Below are 20,160 nucleotides of genomic sequence, written 5' to 3'. Positions count from 1 at the left end.
CCCGTACTAAGTACCGATAAGCTAGCAGCGGCGTTTTACATATCGAAAGGAGTGCACTAGTTACTTGCCGACGCAATTAAGCACTAGTGCAAATCCCAATGATTGCGCTGCATCATTGGGGAGACAATGCGCGATGCCGCATGGGGCGGGGCCGACCTCTCCGCATTGATGCACCATGCCATAAACGATGGGCGTCTCGTTACCGAGAGGCGTACCGTTCGGGAAATCGGATGCGCTCGACAAGCGCATGCCAATGCAGTGCTTCGCCTGACTTCGCATGGAAGGGGACATGATTCTCGGCGACACGATTCTTGAAACGCGCGGGCTGACCAAAGAGTTCAAGGGCTTCACGGCCGTGAACGGCGTGAACCTGCGCGTGCGCCGCGGCTCGATCCACGCGTTGATCGGCCCGAACGGCGCGGGCAAGACGACCTGCTTCAACTTGCTCACGAAATTTCTCGAGCCCAGTGCTGGGCAGATCGTCTTCAACAACGTTGATATCACACGCGAGCGTCCGGCCCAGATCGCGCGGCGCGGCATCATCCGCTCGTTCCAGATATCAGCGGTCTTTCCGCATCTGACCGTCTTGCAGAACGTGCGCGTCGGATTGCAGCGCGCGCTCGGCACGGCCTACCACTTCTGGCGCAGCGAGCGCACGCTGCATCGTCTCGACGATCGCGCGCGCGAACTGCTCGATCAGGTGGGCCTGGCCGATTTCGCCGATACGCTCACGGTCGAGCTTTCCTACGGACGCAAGCGTGCGCTCGAGATCGCGACGACACTCGCGATGGAGCCCGAACTCATGCTGCTCGACGAGCCGACGCAAGGCATGGGTCACGAAGACGTCGACCGCGTGACCGCGCTGATCAAGAAGGTATCGGCGGGCCGCACGATCCTCATGGTCGAGCACAACATGAACGTCATCGCGGGCATCTCCGACACGATCACCGTCCTGCAGCGCGGCGAAGTGCTCGCGGAAGGCAGCTATGCCGAAGTGTCGAAGAATCCACTCGTGATGCAAGCCTATATGGGCAGCGCCGACGCGGCGTTGACGGGGACGCACTGATGAATCACACGGAGCGGGAAAGCATCGCGGTGAGCGACACGAGCGGGGCGCTGGCCGGCGCTCCGGCTGCATTGACGATCTCGGGCCTGCAGGCGTGGTACGGCGAATCGCACATTCTGCACGGCGTCGATCTGACGGTCGCGCGCGGCGAGGTCGTGACCTTGCTCGGCCGCAACGGCGCGGGGCGCACGACGACGATGCGCGCGATCATGGGCCTGACGGGCCGGCGCACGGGCTCGGTGCGCATCGGCGAGAAAGAAACGATCCTAATGTCGACGCACAAGATTGCGCACTGCGGCGTCGGCTACTGCCCCGAGGAGCGCGCGATCTTCTCGAGCTTGTCGTGCGAGGAGAATCTGCTGCTGCCGCCGATGGTGGGCGAGAGCCGCTATGCGATGTCGCTCGACGAAATCTACGAGATGTTCCCGAACTTGAAAGAGCGCCGCATGAGCCAGGGCACGCGGCTCTCGGGCGGCGAGCAGCAAATGCTCGCCGTCGCGCGCATCTTGCGTACGGGAGCGAACCTGCTGCTGCTCGACGAAATTTCCGAAGGCCTCGCACCCGTCATCGTGCAGGCGCTCGCGCGCATGATCCTTGCGCTCAAGTCGCGCGGCTACACGGTCGTGATGGTCGAGCAGAACTTCCGTTTTGCGGCGCCGCTGGCCGATCGCTTCTATGTGATGGAGCACGGCCGTATCGTCGAGCATTTCGTCGCGCGCGAACTCGAAAGCAAGATGCCGGTGCTGCACGATCTGCTGGGCGTCTGACGCTCGGACGCCATGGTTTTTCAGGCGCTCGTCTCGTGTTTCGCGGGCGCGTCGCATCTCATGCATGAAAATAGTTGTATGCACAACCATAAGCGAAGAAGGAGATACCCGATGAGGACCAAGTTGCTCGCAAGTGCTGTTCGCACTCTCGCAGTTACCGGCACCGCACTCGCCGCCGCTTTCGCCGCACAGCACGCGGTCGCGGCCGAGAGCCAAGTCACGATCGGCTTCATTACCGACATGTCGGGCCTGTACGCCGATATCGACGGCAAGGGCGGCGCCACGGCGATCCAGATGGCCATCGACGATTTCGGCGGCAAGGTCAATGGGCTGCCGATCAAGCTGATCACGCAGGACCACCAGAACAAGGCCGACATCGCCGCATCCACGGCCCGCAAGTGGATCGACACGGAAGGCCTCGACATGCTGATCGGCGGCACGAACTCGGCCACCGGTCTTGCGATGAACGACGTCATCAAGGAAAAGAAGCGTCCGTACTTCTCGATCGGCGCCGGCACCGATGCGCTGACGAACAAGCAGTGCACGCCCTATACCATTCACTACGCTTACGACACGACGGCGCTGGCGCGCGGTACCGGTTCCGCGATCGTCAAGAGCGGGGAAAAGAGCTGGTACTTCCTGACTGCCGATTACGCGTTCGGCAAGTCGCTGGAAAGCAACACGGCGAAGGTGGTCGAGGCGAACGGCGGCAAGGTGCTCGGCAACGCGCTGCATCCGCTGTCCGCATCGGACTTCTCCTCGTTCCTGCTGCAGGCGCAAGCGTCGAAGGCGCAAGTGCTCGGCTTGGCCAACGCAGGCGGCGATACGGTGAACTCGCTGAAGGCGGCGAAGGAATTCGGCATTACGAAGACGATGAAGATCGCCGCGCTGCTGATGTTCCTCGACGACGTGCACAGCGTCGGGCTGCCGACGGCGCAGGGCTTGTTGCTGACCGACAGCTGGTACTGGGATCAGAACGCCAAGTCGCGCGCATGGGCCGAGAAGTACTTCAAGAAAACGGGCAAGATGCCCTCGAGCCTGCAAGCGGCCGACTACTCGGCGACGACGGACTACCTGAACGCCGTGAAGGCGGTCGGCTCGACGGACCCGGACAAGGTGATGGCGCAGCTGCACAAGCAGCCGGTCGACGATTTCTATGCGAAGGGCACGGTGCGCCCCGACGGCGTGATGCTGCACGACATGTATCTGTTCCAGGTCAAGACGCCGGCCGAATCGAAGAAGCCGTGGGACTACTACACGCTGAAGGCGACGATTCCGGGCGATCAAGCGTTCGGCACGAAGGCCGAGACGCAGTGCGATCTTTGGAAGTGATGGTGACGGTGATGTAAAGGGCCGCTTGCCGTTTGCATTAGTACGCGGTCATGACGCGCGCGCCCGCAACGCGCGCGTCTTCTTCTCTTGGATGGCAGTTCAATGGATATCTTCGGCATTCCGTTGCAGGCCATGCTGGGCCAGCTCTTGCTCGGGCTCGTCAACGGATCGTTCTACGCGATCCTGAGCCTCGGGCTGGCCGTGATCTTCGGCATGCTCAACGTCATCAACTTCGCGCACGGCGCATTGTTCATGCTCGGCGCCATGCTCGCGTGGATGGGCCTCGACTACTTCGGCCTGCCGTACTGGGCGATGCTCGTGCTCTCGCCGCTCGTCGTCGGCCTGTTCGGCGTGCTCATCGAGCGCTCGATGCTGCGGTGGCTCTATCGCCTCGACCATCTTTACGGGCTCTTGCTGACGTTCGGGCTCACGCTCGTCGTCGAAGGCGTGTTCCGCTCGATCTACGGCTCCTCGGGGCAGCCGTACGACGTCCCCGATCTGCTTTCGGGTGCGACGAACGTCGGCTTCATGTATCTGCCCAACTACCGGGCGTGGGTGGTCGTGGCCTCGCTCGTCGTGTGCTTCGCCACCTGGTTCGTCATCGAGAAGACGCGGCTCGGCGCCTACCTGCGCGCGGGCACCGAGAACCCGAAGATCGTCGAGGCGTTCGGCGTGAACGTGCCGCTGATGATCACGCTGACGTACGGTTTCGGCGTGGCGCTGGCTGCGTTTGCCGGCGTGCTCGCCGCGCCCGTCATTCAAGTGTCGCCGCTGATGGGCCAGCCGATGATCATCACCGTGTTCGCCGTCGTCGTGATCGGCGGCATGGGCTCGATCATGGGCTCGATCCTCACCGGCCTGCTGCTCGGCATCGTGGAGGGCTTCACGCGCGTGTTCTATCCCCAGGCGTCGGCCACCGTCGTCTTCGTCATCATGGCGCTCGTTCTGCTCGTGCGCCCCGCGGGTCTCTTCGGCAAGGAACGGTGATGCAAAGAAAAGCGCTTTACACCCTCTTGCTCGTCGGGCTCATCGTGGCGCCGTGGGCAGGCGCGTATCCCGTGTTCGTGATGAAGGTGCTCAGCTTCGCGCTGTTCGCGGCCGCCTTCAATTTGCTGATCGGCTATACGGGGCTGCTCTCGTTCGGCCATGCAATGTTCCTCGCCTCGGCCGGGTACATGACCGGCTACACGATCGAGACGCTCGGCCTCACACCGGAACTCGGTTTGCTTGCCGGGACCGCGGCGGCGACGCTGCTCGGGCTGATCGTCGGTTTCTTCGCGATTCGGCGCCAGGGCATCTACTTCGCGATGGTCACGCTCGCGCTCGCGCAGCTCGTCTATTTCATCTATCTGCAAGCGCCGTTCACGGGCGGCGAGGACGGCTTGCAAGGCGTGCCCCGCGGTAAATTGTTCGGACTCCTGAGCTTATCGTCGGACTTGACGCTCTATTACGTCGTGCTCGTCTTGGTCGTATTGGCCTTCCTGCTGATCGTGCGCGTCGTGCATTCCCCGTTCGGGCAAGTGTTGACGGCGATCCGCGAGAACGAACCGCGCGCGATCTCGCTCGGCTACGACACCGACCGCTTCAAGCTTCTTGCATTCGTGCTCTCGGCCGGGCTGGCCGGGCTTGCCGGTTCGCTGAAGGTGCTCGTGCTGGGCTTCGAGACGCTCGGCGACGCGTACTGGACGATGTCGGGCCTCGTGATCCTGATGACGCTCGTGGGCGGCATGGGCACGCTCTTCGGGCCGCTGGTGGGCGCCGCGCTGGTCGTGACGCTCGAAGAGCGCCTCGGCGATATCGGCGCCGCGCTCGCCTCGCTCACGCACATCGACTGGTTCAATTCGCTCGGCGATTCGACGACGATCGTGATCGGCATCGTCTTCATTGCTTGCGTGCTCGCATTCCGGCGCGGGATCGTCGGCGAAATCGTCGCGCGTGTGCGGCCGCTGCGCGGGTGAGCAGGCTCGATGTCGGGCTGTTGCGCTGCGGCGCGCCATGCGGGCGGCGTGCACGCTTTGCACGAGGGCGGAGCAGGGCAAACCCTCGTGCGGCGCGGGTGGGCGGGCATGCCCTGTCGTGCGGCGCGAGTACGCGGCTTCAAACGATGCGTGCCTGCATGAATTGTGTGCTGCTGTGCACCACTAGGGAAAGTGCTAGGTTGTGGGACAAGACGGGGTTGTTTAATCTTCGTCTCAGTTCTGATGCACCGAATTTACAGGTGGAGAACGAGGAGACAATCGAGGCACTCAGTGCCCGGACGAAAGCGCTGTTGGATAGGATCCAACAGCGCTTTTTATTTGTGCGTTCGATTCATGCAATCGGAGAATCGCCTTTCTTCGAGCATGCCCTTCGGCAACGCGACTCCGATTCCATACGCGCGCGTGCCGCGCTCAAGCAGCGCCTTCCCTTCGCGTGTTTGAACGTGAGCGCGAGGTTTGAAATATTCAAACGCTGTTTGTCCCACCTCCTTGGGGGAAACCCGTGGCCGGGAAATGCTTCCTTGACGGGAAATAATGGCGAGCGAAATAATACTAATATGTAAGTGAATGAGCGAGACAGATACTGATGCGCCCACCCATCGATCATCGATTCATTCGCAGGACACACCGGCCGCGCGTGACATGAAGTGCTCCGACGAGCGGCATCGTGTATCGTTTTTTCTTTGACCCGAGCGCGCCTTGCGAAACAGGCTCGCAAAAATAATCGTTTTCAGCCGGCCTATGCCCCGGCAATGACAACGCGCTTTCTCGCGTAAAGCCTCTGGAGATCAATAATGACGATGAAGCAATGGGTACATGGCGCCGTGGCGGCGGCAACGATGTGCATGGCCGGCGTCACCTTCGCGCAAGTGAAGATCGGCGTCGTTCTGTCGACGACGGGACCGGCCGCCTCGCTCGGCATTCCCGAGAAGAACACCGTGGCGCTGCTGCCCAAGGAGATCGGCGGCAAGACCGTGCAATACATCGTGCTCGACGATGGTTCCGATACGGGCAAAGCGGTGCAGGACGTGCACAAGCTCATCGACGAAGATCACGTCGATGCGATCGTCGGTTCGTCGGTGACGCCGAACTCGCTCGCGATGCTCGATCCCATCTCGGCCGCCAAGACGCCGATGATTTCGCTGGCCGCCTCGGCGAAGATCGTCGAGCCGGTGGACGACAAGCGCAAGTGGGCGTTCAAGACGCCGCAAAACGACAGCCTCATGGCTACCGCCATCGCCGATTACATGGCCAAGCACGGCGTGAAGACTGTTGGCTTCATCGGCTTTGCCGATGCGTACGGCGAGAGCTGGAACGCCGAATTCGCGAAGGCTGCGGGGGCCGATCACATCAAGGTCGTCGCGAACGAGAAGTACAACCGCGCCGACACCTCCGTCACGGGCCAGGTGCTGCGGTTGATGAGCGCGCATCCCGACGCCGTGCTGATCGCGGGCTCGGGGACGCCGGCGGCGCTGCCCGCCAAGGAGCTGAAGGAGCGCGGCTACAACGGGAAGGTCTATCAAACGCACGGTGTGGCGAACAACGACTTCCTGCGCGTGTGCGGCAAGGATTGCGACGGCGAGATCCTGCCTTCGGGCCCGGTGCTCGTGGCGGATCAGCTGCCGGACAGCAACCCGGTGAAGCAGTCGGCGCTCGCGTATCAGCATGCCTACGAGAAGGCTTACGGCGTCGGCACCGTGGTGACGTTCGGCGGTCATGCTTGGGACGCGGGGCAGATGCTGCAGAAGGCGATCCCCGTGGCGCTCGGCAAGGCTCAGCCCGGCACCGAAGCGTTCCGCTCGGCGCTGCGCGATGCATTGGAAAACATCAAGGAATTGCCGATCTCGCAAGGGATCATGACGACGACGCCGACGAACCATAACGGGCTCGACAAGCGCGCGCGCGTCATGGTGGAGGTGGTCGACGGCAAGTGGAAGCTGCTGAACGAGTAATGCAGTCGGGTGGGCTTTGAGATAGGCCGTGCCGCCCGCCTGGGCGGCATTTCGTTTGGTTTCCGTCGATTCGGATTCGTCATTCGTCGCTTAGTAGGTACAGGACTCGAACAAGCATGGATTTATCGATTGCCGCGATCCTCGCGCAGGACGGCATCACGACCGGGGCGATCTATGCGCTACTCGCGCTTGCGCTCGTCCTGGTCTTCTCCGTCACGCGCGTCATCTTCATTCCCCAAGGGGAGTTCGTTTCGTACGGGGCGCTGACGCTTGCGATGCTGCAGGCGCAGAAGCTTCCGGCCACCGCCATCTTGCTGCCCGTGCTCGGTGCGGCGTGTTTCGTCGTCGAAGTGGCCGGGCTCGTGCGGCATGCCGAGCGCCGGCGGCATGCGCCGCGCGTGCTGACGTCGCTCGCGAGCCGCTATCTGCTCGGCCCGATCGCCGTCTACGCGATCACGCAGCATGTGTACGCGATGACGCTGCCGATGGCCGTGCAGATCGCGCTGACGCTCGCGATCGTCGTGCCGATGGGGCCCTTCATCTACCGTTTGGCCTACGAGCCGCTGGCCGAGGCGACGACGCTGCTGCTGCTGATCGTGGCCGTGGCCGTGCATTTCGCGATGGTCGGGGTGGGGCTGCTGATGTTCGGCGCCGAGGGTTCGCGCACGACGTCGTTCTCCGACGCCTCTTTGAGCATCGGCGGTCTGTCGATCTCGGGGCAGAGCATCTGGGTCGTGGTCACGGCGCTCGTGCTCATCGTCGCGCTTTACTTGTTCTTCGATCGTTCGATCTCGGGGAAGGCGCTGCGAGCCACCTCGGTCAACCGGCTCGGCGCGCGGCTCGTCGGCATCGGGACGACGCAAGCAGGGCGGCTCGCTTTTACGCTGGCTGCGGGGCTCGGTGTGCTCTGCGGCATCCTCGTCGCGCCGCTCACGACGATCTATTACGACTCGGGGTTCCTGATCGGCTTGAAGGGGTTCGTGGGCGCGATCATCGGCGGGCTCGTCAGCTATCCGCTCGCGGCGGCCGGCTCGATCCTCGTCGGGCTGCTCGAATCGTATTCGTCGTTCTGGGCGAGCGGCTACAAGGAGGTGATCGTCTTCACGCTCATCATTCCGGTGCTGCTGTGGCGCAGCTTGGTCACCGGGCACGTCGAAGAAGAGGAGGAGTGAGCGATGAAGCGCTTATTTTCGGGAGCGAGGCCGATCTGGATCTTTCTCGTGATTCTCTTCGCCTTGCCCGTGCTGCCGCATCCGCTGCATGTGCCCGAGTATTGGATCACGCTGCTGAACTACATCGGCCTGTATTCGATCGTCGCGCTCGGGCTCGTGCTGCTCACGGGCGTCGGCGGCATGACGAGTTTCGGGCAGGCCGCGTTCGTCGGCGTGGGCGCCTATGCGACGGCCTATCTGACGACGCAGTTCGGCGTCTCGCCATGGATCGCGCTCGTCGTCGGCATCGTGATGACGGCCTTCGTCGCGCTCGTCATCGGTGCCGTCACGATGCGCTTGTCAGGGCACTTCCTGCCGCTCGGCACGATCGCTTGGGGGTTGTCGCTGTATTACCTCTTCGGCAACCTCGATGCGCTCGGCAAGTACGACGGTATCAACGGCATTCCGGCGTTGAGTGTCGTCGGCCTTTCGCTCGCGTCCGGCCGCAGCATCTACTACCTGATTTGGGTCGTGGTGCTCGTGTCCGTCGTTTCGATTCAGAATCTGCTTAATAGCCGGCCGGGGCGGGCGATCCGGGCGCTGCGCGGCGCGGGCGTGATGGCCGAGGCCATGGGCGTGCATACGGCTTGGATGCGCGTCATCATTTTCGTCTATGCAGCGATCCTTGCCGCGATCTCGGGGTTCCTCTACGCGCACTTGCAGGGCGCCGTGAATCCCACGCCGTTCGGACTCAATCACGGCATCGAATATTTGTTCATGGCCGTCGTCGGCGGCGTCGCGCATGTTTGGGGTGCGATTCTCGGCGCCGCGATCCTCACCATTCTGCAGGACTATCTGCAATCACTGCTGCCGCGGCTGCTAGGGGAAAGCGGCAACTTCGAGATCATCGTGTTCGGTGTGCTGATGGTTGCGCTGCTGCAGTATGCGCGGCAGGGTGTCTGGCCGTTCGTCGCCCGCTGGTTTCCGCGCGGCCCGCGAGCGCGTGCGCCCGAGCACGCCGAGGCTTTACCGCGGCAGACGAAGCCGGCACCGGGCGAGCCGTTGCTTGTCGTCGACCGCGCACGGAAGGAGTTCGGCGGGCTCGTCGCCGTCAACGATGTCAGCTTCGAAGTCGAGGCCGGGCAAATCATCGCCCTCATCGGTCCGAACGGCGCCGGCAAATCGACGACGTTCAACCTCGTCACCGGTGTGCTGCAGGCGACGCGCGGCGAGATCCATTTCCGCGGCGAACGCATCGATGCGCTCAGTTCACGTGAAATCGCCAAGCGCGGTATCGGTCGTACGTTCCAGCACGTCAAGCTGCTGCCGACGATGACGGTGCTCGAGAACGTGGCGATCGGCGCGCATCTGCGCGGCTCCAGCGGTGTCTGGCGCAGCCTGGCGCGGCTCAATGCGCAAGAGGAAGGGCGGCTGCTGTTCGAGGCGGCCGAGCAAATTCGGCGCGTCGGCCTCGAGCAGCACATGTACGACGAAGCCGGCAGTCTGCCGCTCGGCCAGCAGCGCATCTTGGAGATTGCGCGGGCGCTGTGCTGCGATCCGACATTGCTGCTGCTCGACGAGCCCGCTGCCGGTCTGCGTTATCGGGAAAAGCAGCAGCTTGGCGAGCTGCTGCGCAGGCTGAAGGGAGAGGGGATGAGCATTCTGCTCGTCGAGCACGACATGGATTTTGTGATGAATCTTGCCGATCGCCTGGTCGTCATGGAGTTCGGCACGCGTATCGCGCATGGCCTGCCGGAAGACGTGCAGAACGATCCGGCCGTGGTCGAAGCCTATCTCGGCGGGGTGGAATGACATGAGCGAAAACGAAAACGAAAAGAAAAACAAGTCGGCGGCCGAGCCGATCCTCTCGGTGTCCGGGCTGTCCGTTCGCTACGGGAAGGTGGAGGCGCTCCATAACGTGTCGATCGACGTTCGGCCTGGGCAGATCGTCAGCGTGATCGGACCGAACGGTGCCGGCAAGTCGACGCTGCTCAACGCGGTCATGGGCGCGCTTCCGACGTCGGGGCATGCAGCCGGCCCCGTGCGTTACCGTGGCGAGGATATCGGCGGGCTGCCCGTCGAAAAGCGTGTCGAGCAGGGAATGTGTCTCGTCCCGGAAAAGCGGGAGTTGTTTTCGACGATGACGGTCGAGGACAATCTCGTACTCGGTGCCTATCGGCGCAAGCGGGCAGGAGAGCGCGACTTTCTCGATCAACTCAATCCGGTGTTCGAGCGGTTTCCGCGGCTCAAGGAGCGGCGCAAGCAGGCGGCCGGTACGCTGTCGGGCGGCGAGCGGCAGATGCTCGCGCTCGGGCGGGCGCTGATGGGCAAGCCTGACTTGCTCATGCTCGACGAACCGAGCCTCGGGCTCGCGCCGCTCATCGTCAGGGAGATCTTCCATATCATCAGCGCGTTGCGCAGCACGGGCGTGGCGACGCTGTTGATCGAGCAGAATGCGCGCGCGGCGCTTCAGATCTCGGACTACGGTTATGTGCTCGAAACGGGAGAACTGGCGCTCGAAGGGGCGGCGGATTCGCTAGCGCAGAATCCTCGGGTCATCGAGACGTATCTCGGGCTCGCTAAGAAAACCGCCTGAGTATCTGGATATCTGAGCAGTTGGGCATCCGACTGCCAGGATGCTTGGATGGGGCGCGCGCGATGCCTGTCCCTCAACGGCCGTTTCGGCACCTTAGACCGTCAGTATTCCTATAGAAGCCGAGGGGTAGTGACCTCGGTTTCACGCTCCCACCTCCATGATGTTTCACGTGAAACACCAGGGGATTCGCAGCGTTGTGGTCGTTGCGAGCGGCCCATCTCCCAACGACTTATGTGAATTTCGCGCACAAACGGAATCTGGCGCCATTTAGCAAGGCCGCCTCTTCCGCGAACCCCGCTATAATTTCGCGCATACATTTTCCCGACAGGCCTACGCACTTCACGCTGCGTGGGATCGCCATGCTTTATCCCACAGAATTTGACGTAATCGTCGTCGGCGGTGGTCACGCCGGCACCGAAGCCGCTTTGGCATCGGCTCGCATGGGCGCGAAGACGCTCCTGCTGACCCACAACATCGAAACGCTCGGCCAGATGAGCTGCAATCCGTCGATCGGCGGCATCGGCAAGGGCCACCTCGTGAAAGAGGTGGACGCGCTCGGCGGTGCGATGGCGGCCGCGACCGACGAGGGTGGCATCCAATTTCGGATTCTCAACTCGTCCAAAGGGCCAGCAGTCCGCGCGACGCGGGCTCAGGCCGACCGCATTCTCTACAAGGCGGCGATTCGCCGGCGGCTCGAGAATCAGCCAAACCTCATGCTGTTCCAGCAAGCCGTGGAGGACCTGATCGTCGAAGGCGATCGCGTCGTAGGCGCGGTCACGCAGGTCGGCGTGCGGTTCCGCGCGCGGGCCGTTGTGCTGACGGCGGGGACCTTCCTCGACGGGAAGATCCACGTCGGGCTCAACAATTACACGGGTGGCCGCGCGGGGGATCCTGCCGCAGTGTCGCTGTCGGCTCGGCTCAAGGAGTTGAAGCTGCCGCAAGGGCGCTTGAAGACGGGCACACCGCCGCGGATCGACGGTCGTACGATCGATTTCTCGAAGCTCGAAGAGCAGCCTGGCGATCTCGATCCGGTTCCGGTGTTCTCGTTCCTTGGCCGCGCGGAGCAGCATCCGCAGCAGGTGCCTTGCTGGGTGACGCATACGAACGAGCGCACGCACGACATCATCCGCGGTGGCCTCGACCGCTCGCCGATGTACACGGGCGTGATCGAAGGCGTGGGGCCGCGGTATTGCCCGTCGATCGAGGACAAGATTCACCGTTTCGCGTCGAAGGACTCGCACCAGATCTTTCTCGAACCGGAAGGGCTGACGACCAACGAGTTCTATCCGAACGGGATCTCGACGAGCCTTCCGTTCGACGTGCAACTCGACCTCGTGCATTCGATGCGGGGGCTCGAGAACGCGCACATCCTCCGGCCTGGATATGCGATCGAGTACGACTACTTCGATCCGCGAGGGCTGAAGGCGTCGCTCGAAACCAAGGTGATCCGTGGGCTGTTCTTCGCGGGCCAAATCAACGGCACGACAGGTTACGAAGAAGCGGCGGCGCAAGGACTGCTTGCCGGCATCAACGCCGGGCGATTCGTCCAGGAGAACGACGCGTGGTGTCCGCGGCGCGATCAAGCTTATCTCGGTGTGCTCGTCGACGATCTCGTCACGCGCGGCGTCTCCGAGCCGTACCGGATGTTCACGAGCCGCGCCGAATATCGGCTCAGTCTTCGCGAAGACAACGCCGACATGCGCTTGACTGAAATGGGACGCGAACTCGGCGTGGTGGATGACGTCCGCTGGGATGCGTTCTGCCGAAAGCGCGATGCTGTTTCACGTGAAACAGAACGGCTGCGTACGACGTGGGTGAATCCAAAGACGCTTTCGGCCGAGGAAGCGACTGCCCTGCTCGGCAAGCCGATCGATCACGAATACAACCTGGCCGACTTGTTGCGGCGGCCGGGGATTACATACGACGGAATCTGCGGTCTGCGCGCCGGCACGTGCGGCCCTGAAACGCCGCTCGCCGACGATCCCGTGCTGCTCGACCAGATCAAGGAGCAGATCGAGATCGGCGTCAAATACCAGGGCTATATCGAGCGGCAAGCTGACGAGATCGAGCGCAACGAAGCGAACGAAAGCACGCGGCTGCCCGACGGGATCGACTATGCCTCGGTCCGCGGATTGTCCTTCGAAGCGCGCCAAAAGCTCAGTCAATTCCGGCCCGAAACGATCGGCCAGGCTTCGCGTATCTCGGGCATCACGCCCGCGACGATCTCGCTGCTGATGGTGCATCTGAAAAAGGGCTTGGGCCGGCGCGCGACGACGGCGGTAGCCGAATCGAATGCCGGCGACGGAAACGGGGCCGACACGGCTCCCGGTGCCCGATGACGGGGTCGCGCGCCAAAGGGGCGCAGTCGAGCGACCGAGCTTCGTGGTTGGATCTTTTGCACGCCGGGGCGGACGAGATCGGCGTCGCGCTTTCGGATGATCAGTTCGGCCGGCTGGCCGACTACGTTGCGCTGCTGGCGAAGTGGAACGCGGTCTATAACCTGACGGCGATTCGCGATCCGCGCCAAATGCTCATTCAGCACATTCTCGATTCGCTCTCGATCGTGCCGCATCTGGCGGCACGGGAAGGGCAATCGATTCTCGATGTCGGCTCGGGCGGCGGATTGCCCGGCATCGTGCTCGCCATCGTGTTCCCCGAACGCAAGGTGACGTTGAACGACATCGTGCAGAAGAAGACGGCTTTCCAAGCGCAAGCGAAGGCCGAACTCAAGCTTGACAACTTGTCGGTCGTCACAGGGCGCGTCGAGAATCTTCGTCCGGGCATCGAAGTCCCAGGAAAATTCGACGCAATCGTCTCGCGCGCATTCGCAGAGCTCGCCGATTTCGTTACACTTGCCCGTCATTTGGTCAGCGAGCAGGGCGCGATCTGGGCGATGAAGGGCGTGAGGCCCGATGCCGAGATCGAGCGGCTGCCTCTCGGTGCGCACGCCGCCGCGATCGCGCAGCTTCGCGTGCCGTTTCTCGACGCCGAGCGGCATCTCGTCGAAGTCGTGCTCGATCGGGCAGCTCCCGCGCCGGCGTCCGAAATGCAGCAGCAGTAGTCAATAGACCCCAGGATCTCCGAACGATGGCAAAAATCTTCTGCGTGGCGAACCAAAAGGGCGGTGTCGGCAAGACAACGACGACGGTCAATCTCGCCGCGAGTCTCGCCTCGCAGGGACAGCGCGTCCTGCTGATCGATCTCGACCCGCAGGGCAATGCGACGATGGGCAGCGGGATCAACAAGGCGGAGTGCGAGAACACCGTCTACGAAGTCCTCGTCGACGGTGTCTCCGTCTCCGATGCGCGCATCAAGCCTGAAGCCGTGCCGTATGACGTGCTGCCGGCCAATCGCGAACTCGCGGGTGCCGAGATCGAACTCGTCAGTGTGGATAATCGCGAAAGGCAATTGAAAGCTGCGCTCGCGGCGGTTGCCGACGATTACGACTTCGTTCTCATCGATTGTCCGCCGGCGTTGTCGCTGCTGACGCTGAACGGCCTGTGCGCCGCGCACGGCGTCGTCATTCCGATGCAGTGCGAATACTTCGCGCTCGAAGGCTTGTCCGATCTCGTCAACACGATCAAGCAGGTTCACGCGAACCTGAATCGCGATTTGAAGGTCATCGGCCTGCTGCGCGTGATGTTCGACCCGCGAATCACGTTGCAGCAGCAAGTATCGGATCAACTCAAGGAGCATTTCGGCGACAAGGTGTTCGACGCGGTCATCCCGCGCAACGTTCGCTTGGCCGAGGCGCCGAGCTATGGGTTGCCGGGTGTCGTGTTCGATCGCGCGTCGCGCGGCGCGCAAGCGTATGTCCAGTTCGGGACCGAAATGATTGAACGCGTGCGCGCGCTGTGAGCGCTGCGCGGCGCGATGGAAAAGCGGATCGAGGATAGACGATGAATGCCGTAGCGAAGAAGAAGGGATTGGGACGCGGGCTCGAGGCGCTGCTGGGCGGCAGCCCCGACATCACGACGGCCGTGCGCGGCGAAGGGCAGCCGAACGTGCTGCCGCTCGGTAAGCTGCAGGCGGGCAAGTATCAGCCGCGTACGCGCATGGACGAGGGCAGCCTGCAGGAGCTTGCCGCGAGCATTCGCGCGCAGGGCGTCATGCAGCCCATCCTCGTGCGGCCCGTCTCCGAGGAGAAGTACGAGATCATCGCAGGCGAGCGCCGTTTCCGCGCTGCTCACATCGCGGGGCTCGCCGAGGTGCCGGTGCTCGTCAAGGACGTGCCCGACCAGGCCGCGGCGGCGATGGCCCTCATCGAGAACATCCAGCGCGAAGATCTCAATCCGCTCGAAGAAGCGCAAGGCATCCAGCGCCTGCTCGATGAATTCGACTTCACGCACGAGCAGGCCGCCGAGTCGGTAGGGCGCTCGCGCAGTGCCGTGTCGAATCTGCTGCGGCTGCTCAATCTCGCGCACCCCGTGCAGACGATGCTGCTCGCGGGCGATCTCGACATGGGCCATGCGCGCGCGCTGCTGGCCGTCGATTCGGCCACTCAGATCACGCTCGCCAACCAAGTCGTGAACAAGCGCATGTCGGTGCGTGAGACGGAGCGGCTCGTCACGAGTACGACGAAGGCCGAGCCCGCGGTGAAAGCGCGTGTGAATCACGATGGCGGCCGCGATACGCGCCGTCTCGAGGAAGAACTGTCGGATCTGCTGGCGTCGGCCGTCAAGATCAAGCTCGGCCGGCGCGGGCGAGGGCACCTGCAGATCGAATTCGGCGATCTGGACGCGCTCGACGGCATTCTCGCGCGATTGCGCGGAGGCCCCGCGGCCTGAACGGAATGGAACCGAGCTGTACGGCGGTGAACGCGGCGCGATTCTCACGCGTCTCGTGCTGACGTTTCATTCCCGCTTCCGCTTCCGTTCTCGCTCGACCGATCACTGCTTATGCCGACTGCCGACGATGTGCGCGTGAACCCTGCCAGCCTGCCTCGCAGAATCGTTTCGTACGCATTCAAAGAGCCCGTCCTCGCGATTCTCGTCGTTGTCCTAGCCGTGCTTCAAGGCACACGGCCGCAGCCTTGGCTCGTGCTGCCAAGGCTCGTCGATTGGCCGACGGTGCTTACGCTGGCCGGCCTTCTGATGCTCACCAAGGCGATCGAGCTTTCCGGCTTGCTGATGTGGCTCGCTCACCGCGTCGTCCATCACGTGCGCACCGAGCGCGCGCTGGCCGGCTTGCTGATCGGCCTCGCGGCGGTGCTGTCGATGTTCGTCACGAACGACGTCGCGCTGTTCGTCGTCGTGCCGCTCGTGCTGTCGCTGCATGCGCTGACGCCGCTGCCCGTCAAACGGCTGACGATTTTCTTGGCGCTGGCCGTCAATGCCGGCTCTATCCTGACGCCGCTCGGCAATCCGCAGAATCTGTTTCTCTGGCAGGTCGGCGGCGTGTCGTTCGGGCACTTCGTCTGGGCGCTGGCGCCGCTCACCGCCGTGCTGATGGCGATGTTGTATCTGCTGACTTTCCTCGCGTTCAAGGGCAAATCGCTGGACCTGTCGAAGGACGCGGCCAAAGAGCACGTCGATCGCGCCTATGCCGGCGTGGCGGCCGTGCTGTTCGCCGCGTTCGTGCTGCTGGCCGATTCGCACCACCCGGGCATCGGTCTCGTTGGCGTCGCCGGGGGCTTTTTGTTGTGGCGACGCGACGCCGTGCTCAAAATCGACTGGGCTTTGCTGCTGATTTTCGTGCTGATGTTCATCGTGCTGCGCAGCGTAGCCGCGCTGCCGTGGGTGCACGACACCGTCGCGCGATTGGGTCTTCAATCCCCCCTGCGCGCTTATGTCGCAGGTGCCGTGTTGTCGCAGGGCATCAGCAACGTGCCGGCCGCGATCATGCTGGCCGAGTTTACAAAAGACTGGCGCGCATTGGCCTACGGTGTAAGCGTTGGCGGCTTCGGCGTGGCTATCGGCTCGCTGGCCAATCTGATCGCCGTGCGGCTCTCGAAAACGCGCGGCATCTGGCTGCCGTTCCACCTCGTCTCGATTCCGTTTTGGTTCGTCGCCGTCGCGCTCGGCGGATGGTTGCTCACACATCCATGAACCCTGGCGGCGCCGATGCGGCAAGCGTTCGCCGCGCCTTTCGGTTTAGTCAGATCAGCGAGCCGCGCAGCCGCCTTAGGCGTCGCTTCCAAGCTGTTTTTTGTCGCGGCTAAAGTCTTGAATCGCCTGCAACTATCGCTTACAATCGCCCGGATTTATTAGCTAGGCGTCCCCGTAAGCACGGCGAAAGCTGCGGGTTGGAAAATGGGTTTTGCAGGATAGGGCGATGGCGGATCGAGAGCCGAGCACAAGGCACGACGAACGCGCGCGACACGATCCTTCTTCAGCTCGCGCGGCCGGTCGTTCGGAAACGTTCGACGATGCGTGGGATGCCGAGCAGCAAGACAAGAATTTCGCTCCGCTCACGCGTGCCGAGGCCGAAAAGCTCTTTGGTTCGGACGTGAGCCGCCCGTCGCGCGTCACGCCGTTCAAGGTGGTGATAGCGCAGTTGGTTTTGTCCCTGGTCGTCACGGTGGTTTGGTGGCTGTTTTCTAAGCCGCCGGGTCCTGCTGCGCTGTCGGCCTTGTTGGGGGGAGCAATTTGCTGGGTGCCGAGCGCGTTGTTCGCGGCACGTCTGAAAGGAGCGGGCGGCGCCGGATCGATCCTGACATGGATGGTCGGCGAGATGCTCAAGATGGGGGTGACGGTCGCGATGTTCGTCGCGGTGGCCGTCTGGTATCACGACGTGCGGTGGTTGCCGCTGCTCGTGACCTTCCTCGTCACGCTGCAGACGTACTGGCTGGCGTTGGGCTTGCGGTGAGCGGGTGAGAATGAATGGGATGACGGTGGGGGCCGGCGGCGCGCGACGATGATCGCAGCGAGCCGGCGCTCGCCGCGTCCGCGCGGCGTGTTAGCGGCACGCGTGCGGGCACCGAAAGTTTTTCGATAATTTAGGTGGCAATAAACGATATGGCAGCTACAGAAAGCACGCACTTGGATCCGTCCGAGTACATCGCGCACCACTTGCAACACTTCGCCACTGCGCACCAGACGTCGATCATCGACATGCACATCCTGAACATCGACACGCTGTTCTGGTCGCTCGTGTGCGGTTTCGTGACGATCGCCATCCTGCTGGTGGCCGCTCGCGGCGCGACCCCGGGTGTGCCGGGCCGCTTCCAATGCGCGATCGAGATGCTCGTCGAGATGGTCGAAGACCAATCGAAGGCGATCATCCACGGCAACCGCACGTTCATCGCGCCGCTCGCCCTGTTCGTCTTCATTTGGGTCGCGCTGATGAACTCGCTCGATTTCATCCCCGTCGATCTCCCCGGCCGCGTGATCGGCTGGCTCGGCCTGTCGAGCGTCATCTCGCACCACCGCATCGTCCCGACGGCCGATCTGAACGGCACGTTCGGCATCGCGCTCGGCGTGTTCGTGCTGATGATCTACTACAACCTGAAGATCAAGGGCCCCGGCGGCTTCTTTCACGAGCTGATCTCGGCCCCGTTCGGTGCGCATCCGCTGCTGTGGATCCCGAACCTTGCACTGAACATCATCGAGTTCGTCGCCAAGACGGTTTCGCTCGCGTTGCGGCTGTTCGGCAACATGTATGCGGGCGAGCTGCTGTTCCTGCTCATCGCATTGCTCGGCAGCCTTTGGACCTTCGGCGCGGACACGACGGTGCTCGGCTTCGTGGGCCATGTGATCGCAGGCACCGTGTGGTCGATCTTCCACATCCTGATCGTTTTGTTGCAAGCGTTCATCTTCATGATGCTGACGCTCGTGTACATCGGCCAGGCGCACGAATCGCACTAACCCAAGGGCGCGTCGCTGCGCGAGCAGATTCGTTTTTCGTTTCTTTAAATCCAGTTCTAAAAAGTCTTTTACAAAGGAGTGATCATGCAAGCTTTCATCGCCAACATCCAAGGTCTGACCGCCATCGGTATCGGCATCATCATCGGCCTGGGTGCTATCGGCGCCTGTATCGGTATCGGCCTGATGGGCGGCAAGTACATCGAAGCTTGCGCGCGTCAGCCGGAACTGATGAACCCGCTGCAAACCAAGATGTTCCTCTTGGCTGGCCTGATCGACGCGGCGTTCCTGATCGGCGTTGGTGTGGCAATGCTGTTTGCGTTCGCGAACCCGCTGCTCTCGAAGCTGGCAGGCTGAGGTTCCTCGGGAACTGTGCGCCGCGGCCTTTAGGGCGGCGCAGGGGAGAAACGGAGGCTTCAAGCCAGGCGCTGATCGAACGTAACGTCGATGAGCGCCTTACCGTTTCACTTTCCGAATTAGCAACGTTTAAGGAAACACCGTGAATCTCAACGCAACCCTGCTTGCGCAAATGGTCGTGTTCCTGATCCTCGCGTGGTTCGTGATGAAGTTCGTGTGGCCGCCGATGGTCCACGCACTCGACGAGCGCGCGAAGAAGATCGCCGACGGCCTCGCCGCCGCGGAAAAGGGCAAGACCGAACTCGAGGCGGCGCACAAGCGCGTCGATCAGGAACTCGCGCAAGCGCGCAACGACGGTCAGCAGCGTATTGCCGACGCCGAAAAGCGCGCGCTTTCCGTGGCCGAGGAAATCAAGGCCAACGCACAAGCGGAAGCCGCGCGCATCATCGCTCAGGCGAAAGCCGAAGCCGACAACCAAGTCGTGAAGGCGCGCGAAACGCTGCGTGCCGAGGTGGCGACGCTGGCGGTCAAGGGCGCTGAGCAGATCCTGAAGCGCGAAGTCGATCAGGCGGCGCACGCCCAACTGCTCAATCAACTGAAAGCCGAGCTCTGATCATGGCCGAACTTGCAACCATCGCCCGTCCGTACGCAGAAGCGCTGTTCAGTGTCGCTGAAGGCGGCGACCTCGCCGCATGGTCCGCTCTCGTGCAGGAGCTGGGCCAGGTTGCGCGTCTGCCCGAGCTCATGTCGGTCGTCTCGAGCCCGAAGGTGAGCCGCGCACAGGTCGTCGACCTGCTGCTCGCCGCAGCGAAGTCGCCGCTTACGGACTCGCCGCAAGCCAAGAACTTCGTGCAGATGCTGGTCGACAATCACCGTCTCTCGCTGCTGCCCGAAATCGCCGTCCAGTTCGACGAACTGAAAAACGCTCGCGAAGGCGCGGCCGACGCGCAGATCGTCAGCGCGTTCCCGCTGCAAGACGCCCAGCTCGCCGATCTCGTCGCGAGCCTCGAGCGCAAGTTTGGGCGCAAGCTCAAGCCGACGGTCGACGTCGATGCTTCGCTGATCGGGGGCGTGCGCGTCACCGTCGGCGACGAAGTGCTCGACACCTCGGTTCGCGCACGGCTCGCCGACATGCGCTCGGCGCTGACCGCGTAAAGC

19 protein-coding genes are annotated in these 20,160 nt (G+C 62.9%); all 19 read left to right on the top strand.

Annotation, left to right across the window (positions count from 1 at the left end; all coding sequences use genetic code 11):
• Nucleotides 1-289: 289 nt before the first annotated feature.
• The 19 genes from DWV00_RS14455 to DWV00_RS14365 all read left to right on the top strand — a co-directional run bounded on the left by DWV00_RS14455 (nt 290) and on the right by DWV00_RS14365 (nt 20,157).
• Nucleotides 290-1,066 (top strand): ABC transporter ATP-binding protein, encoded by a 777-nt coding sequence (locus tag DWV00_RS14455; protein WP_115534334.1) that lies wholly within the window; start codon nt 290-292, stop codon nt 1,064-1,066.
• Nucleotides 1,066-1,833 (top strand): ABC transporter ATP-binding protein, encoded by a 768-nt coding sequence (locus DWV00_RS14450; protein WP_115534252.1) that lies wholly within the window; start codon nt 1,066-1,068, stop codon nt 1,831-1,833. Before DWV00_RS14455 ends, DWV00_RS14450 begins: the two co-directional genes overlap by 1 nt.
• 111 nt (nt 1,834-1,944) lie before the next feature.
• Entirely contained in the window at nt 1,945-3,165 is a 1,221-nt protein-coding gene (locus DWV00_RS14445; protein ID WP_115534251.1) for an ABC transporter substrate-binding protein, read from the top strand.
• Between the two features lie 102 nt (nt 3,166-3,267).
• The gene (locus DWV00_RS14440) at nt 3,268-4,152 is read left to right on the top strand and encodes a branched-chain amino acid ABC transporter permease (RefSeq protein ID WP_115534250.1); all 885 of its coding nucleotides are present in this window, start codon (nt 3,268-3,270) and stop codon (nt 4,150-4,152) included.
• A complete protein-coding gene (locus tag DWV00_RS14435) occupies nt 4,152-5,123 on the top strand; it encodes a branched-chain amino acid ABC transporter permease (RefSeq protein WP_115534249.1) in 972 nt (323 codons plus the stop codon). The genes DWV00_RS14440 and DWV00_RS14435 overlap by 1 nt, the downstream gene beginning before the upstream one ends.
• An 812-nt stretch (nt 5,124-5,935) precedes the next feature.
• Nucleotides 5,936-7,096: an ABC transporter substrate-binding protein gene (locus DWV00_RS14430; RefSeq protein WP_115534248.1), complete on the top strand. Its 1,161-nt coding sequence runs from the start codon at nt 5,936-5,938 to the stop codon at nt 7,094-7,096.
• A gap of 116 nt (nt 7,097-7,212) precedes the next feature.
• The gene (locus DWV00_RS14425; RefSeq protein ID WP_115534247.1) at nt 7,213-8,268 is read left to right on the top strand and encodes a branched-chain amino acid ABC transporter permease; all 1,056 of its coding nucleotides are present in this window, start codon (nt 7,213-7,215) and stop codon (nt 8,266-8,268) included.
• 3 nt (nt 8,269-8,271) lie between these two features.
• Entirely contained in the window at nt 8,272-10,059 is a 1,788-nt protein-coding gene (locus DWV00_RS14420) for a branched-chain amino acid ABC transporter ATP-binding protein/permease (RefSeq protein WP_115534246.1), read from the top strand.
• Between the two features lies 1 nt (nt 10,060).
• Nucleotides 10,061-10,843 carry an ABC transporter ATP-binding protein gene (locus DWV00_RS14415; RefSeq protein ID WP_115534245.1) on the top strand — a complete coding sequence of 261 codons (783 nt, stop codon included), beginning with the start codon at nt 10,061-10,063 and terminating at the stop codon, nt 10,841-10,843.
• A gap of 359 nt (nt 10,844-11,202) precedes the next feature.
• Entirely contained in the window at nt 11,203-13,182 is a 1,980-nt protein-coding gene (mnmG, locus tag DWV00_RS14410) for a tRNA uridine-5-carboxymethylaminomethyl(34) synthesis enzyme MnmG (protein ID WP_115534244.1), read from the top strand.
• The gene (rsmG, locus tag DWV00_RS14405; RefSeq protein ID WP_115534243.1) at nt 13,179-13,904 is read left to right on the top strand and encodes a 16S rRNA (guanine(527)-N(7))-methyltransferase RsmG; all 726 of its coding nucleotides are present in this window, start codon (nt 13,179-13,181) and stop codon (nt 13,902-13,904) included. The genes mnmG and rsmG overlap by 4 nt, the downstream gene beginning before the upstream one ends.
• Nucleotides 13,905-13,930: 26 nt before the next feature.
• Nucleotides 13,931-14,701, top strand: coding sequence for a ParA family protein (locus DWV00_RS14400; protein WP_115534242.1), 771 nt, complete (start codon nt 13,931-13,933; stop codon nt 14,699-14,701).
• Nucleotides 14,702-14,742: 41 nt separating this feature from the next.
• The gene (locus tag DWV00_RS14395; protein WP_115534241.1) at nt 14,743-15,630 is read left to right on the top strand and encodes a ParB/RepB/Spo0J family partition protein; all 888 of its coding nucleotides are present in this window, start codon (nt 14,743-14,745) and stop codon (nt 15,628-15,630) included.
• A gap of 111 nt (nt 15,631-15,741) precedes the next feature.
• A complete protein-coding gene (locus DWV00_RS14390; RefSeq protein WP_115534240.1) occupies nt 15,742-16,890 on the top strand; it encodes an SLC13 family permease in 1,149 nt (382 codons plus the stop codon).
• A 226-nt stretch (nt 16,891-17,116) separates the two neighbouring features.
• Entirely contained in the window at nt 17,117-17,650 is a 534-nt protein-coding gene (locus DWV00_RS14385; RefSeq protein ID WP_115534239.1) for an ATP synthase subunit I, read from the top strand.
• A gap of 149 nt (nt 17,651-17,799) precedes the next feature.
• The gene (atpB, locus tag DWV00_RS14380) at nt 17,800-18,648 is read left to right on the top strand and encodes a F0F1 ATP synthase subunit A (RefSeq protein WP_115534238.1); all 849 of its coding nucleotides are present in this window, start codon (nt 17,800-17,802) and stop codon (nt 18,646-18,648) included.
• Between the two features lie 84 nt (nt 18,649-18,732).
• Nucleotides 18,733-19,002: a F0F1 ATP synthase subunit C gene (gene atpE, locus DWV00_RS14375; RefSeq protein ID WP_007180033.1), complete on the top strand. Its 270-nt coding sequence runs from the start codon at nt 18,733-18,735 to the stop codon at nt 19,000-19,002.
• 142 nt (nt 19,003-19,144) lie between these two features.
• On the top strand, nt 19,145-19,615 hold the full coding sequence (locus DWV00_RS14370) for a F0F1 ATP synthase subunit B (RefSeq protein ID WP_115534237.1): 471 nt from the start codon (nt 19,145-19,147) through the stop codon (nt 19,613-19,615).
• 2 nt (nt 19,616-19,617) lie between these two features.
• Nucleotides 19,618-20,157 (top strand): F0F1 ATP synthase subunit delta, encoded by a 540-nt coding sequence (locus DWV00_RS14365; protein ID WP_115534236.1) that lies wholly within the window; start codon nt 19,618-19,620, stop codon nt 20,155-20,157.
• Nucleotides 20,158-20,160 lie beyond the last annotated feature (3 nt).

This window comes from Trinickia dinghuensis, from assembly GCF_003367175.1.
Lineage (GTDB): Bacteria > Pseudomonadota > Gammaproteobacteria > Burkholderiales > Burkholderiaceae > Trinickia > Trinickia dinghuensis.
Note: the sequence above shows the minus strand (reverse complement) of the source record. Positions and strands in the feature narration are given on the sequence as shown.

What these genes read in the sequence shown, in the direction of transcription:
- DWV00_RS14455 (WP_115534334.1), top strand. Translation starts at nt 290, where the DNA reads ATGATTCTCGGCGACACGATTCTTGAAACGCGCGGGCTGACCAAAGAG.
- DWV00_RS14450 (WP_115534252.1), top strand. Translation starts at nt 1,066, where the DNA reads ATGAATCACACGGAGCGGGAAAGCATCGCGGTGAGCGACACGAGCGGG.
- DWV00_RS14445 (WP_115534251.1), top strand. Translation starts at nt 1,945, where the DNA reads ATGAGGACCAAGTTGCTCGCAAGTGCTGTTCGCACTCTCGCAGTTACC.
- DWV00_RS14440 (WP_115534250.1), top strand. Translation starts at nt 3,268, where the DNA reads ATGGATATCTTCGGCATTCCGTTGCAGGCCATGCTGGGCCAGCTCTTG.
- DWV00_RS14435 (WP_115534249.1), top strand. Translation starts at nt 4,152, where the DNA reads ATGCAAAGAAAAGCGCTTTACACCCTCTTGCTCGTCGGGCTCATCGTG.
- DWV00_RS14425 (WP_115534247.1), top strand. Translation starts at nt 7,213, where the DNA reads ATGGATTTATCGATTGCCGCGATCCTCGCGCAGGACGGCATCACGACC.
- DWV00_RS14420 (WP_115534246.1), top strand. Translation starts at nt 8,272, where the DNA reads ATGAAGCGCTTATTTTCGGGAGCGAGGCCGATCTGGATCTTTCTCGTG.
- DWV00_RS14415 (WP_115534245.1), top strand. Translation starts at nt 10,061, where the DNA reads ATGAGCGAAAACGAAAACGAAAAGAAAAACAAGTCGGCGGCCGAGCCG.
- mnmG (WP_115534244.1), top strand. Translation starts at nt 11,203, where the DNA reads ATGCTTTATCCCACAGAATTTGACGTAATCGTCGTCGGCGGTGGTCAC.
- rsmG (WP_115534243.1), top strand. Translation starts at nt 13,179, where the DNA reads ATGACGGGGTCGCGCGCCAAAGGGGCGCAGTCGAGCGACCGAGCTTCG.
- DWV00_RS14400 (WP_115534242.1), top strand. Translation starts at nt 13,931, where the DNA reads ATGGCAAAAATCTTCTGCGTGGCGAACCAAAAGGGCGGTGTCGGCAAG.
- DWV00_RS14395 (WP_115534241.1), top strand. Translation starts at nt 14,743, where the DNA reads ATGAATGCCGTAGCGAAGAAGAAGGGATTGGGACGCGGGCTCGAGGCG.
- DWV00_RS14390 (WP_115534240.1), top strand. Translation starts at nt 15,742, where the DNA reads ATGCCGACTGCCGACGATGTGCGCGTGAACCCTGCCAGCCTGCCTCGC.
- DWV00_RS14385 (WP_115534239.1), top strand. Translation starts at nt 17,117, where the DNA reads ATGGCGGATCGAGAGCCGAGCACAAGGCACGACGAACGCGCGCGACAC.
- atpB (WP_115534238.1), top strand. Translation starts at nt 17,800, where the DNA reads ATGGCAGCTACAGAAAGCACGCACTTGGATCCGTCCGAGTACATCGCG.
- atpE (WP_007180033.1), top strand. Translation starts at nt 18,733, where the DNA reads ATGCAAGCTTTCATCGCCAACATCCAAGGTCTGACCGCCATCGGTATC.
- DWV00_RS14365 (WP_115534236.1), top strand. Translation starts at nt 19,618, where the DNA reads ATGGCCGAACTTGCAACCATCGCCCGTCCGTACGCAGAAGCGCTGTTC.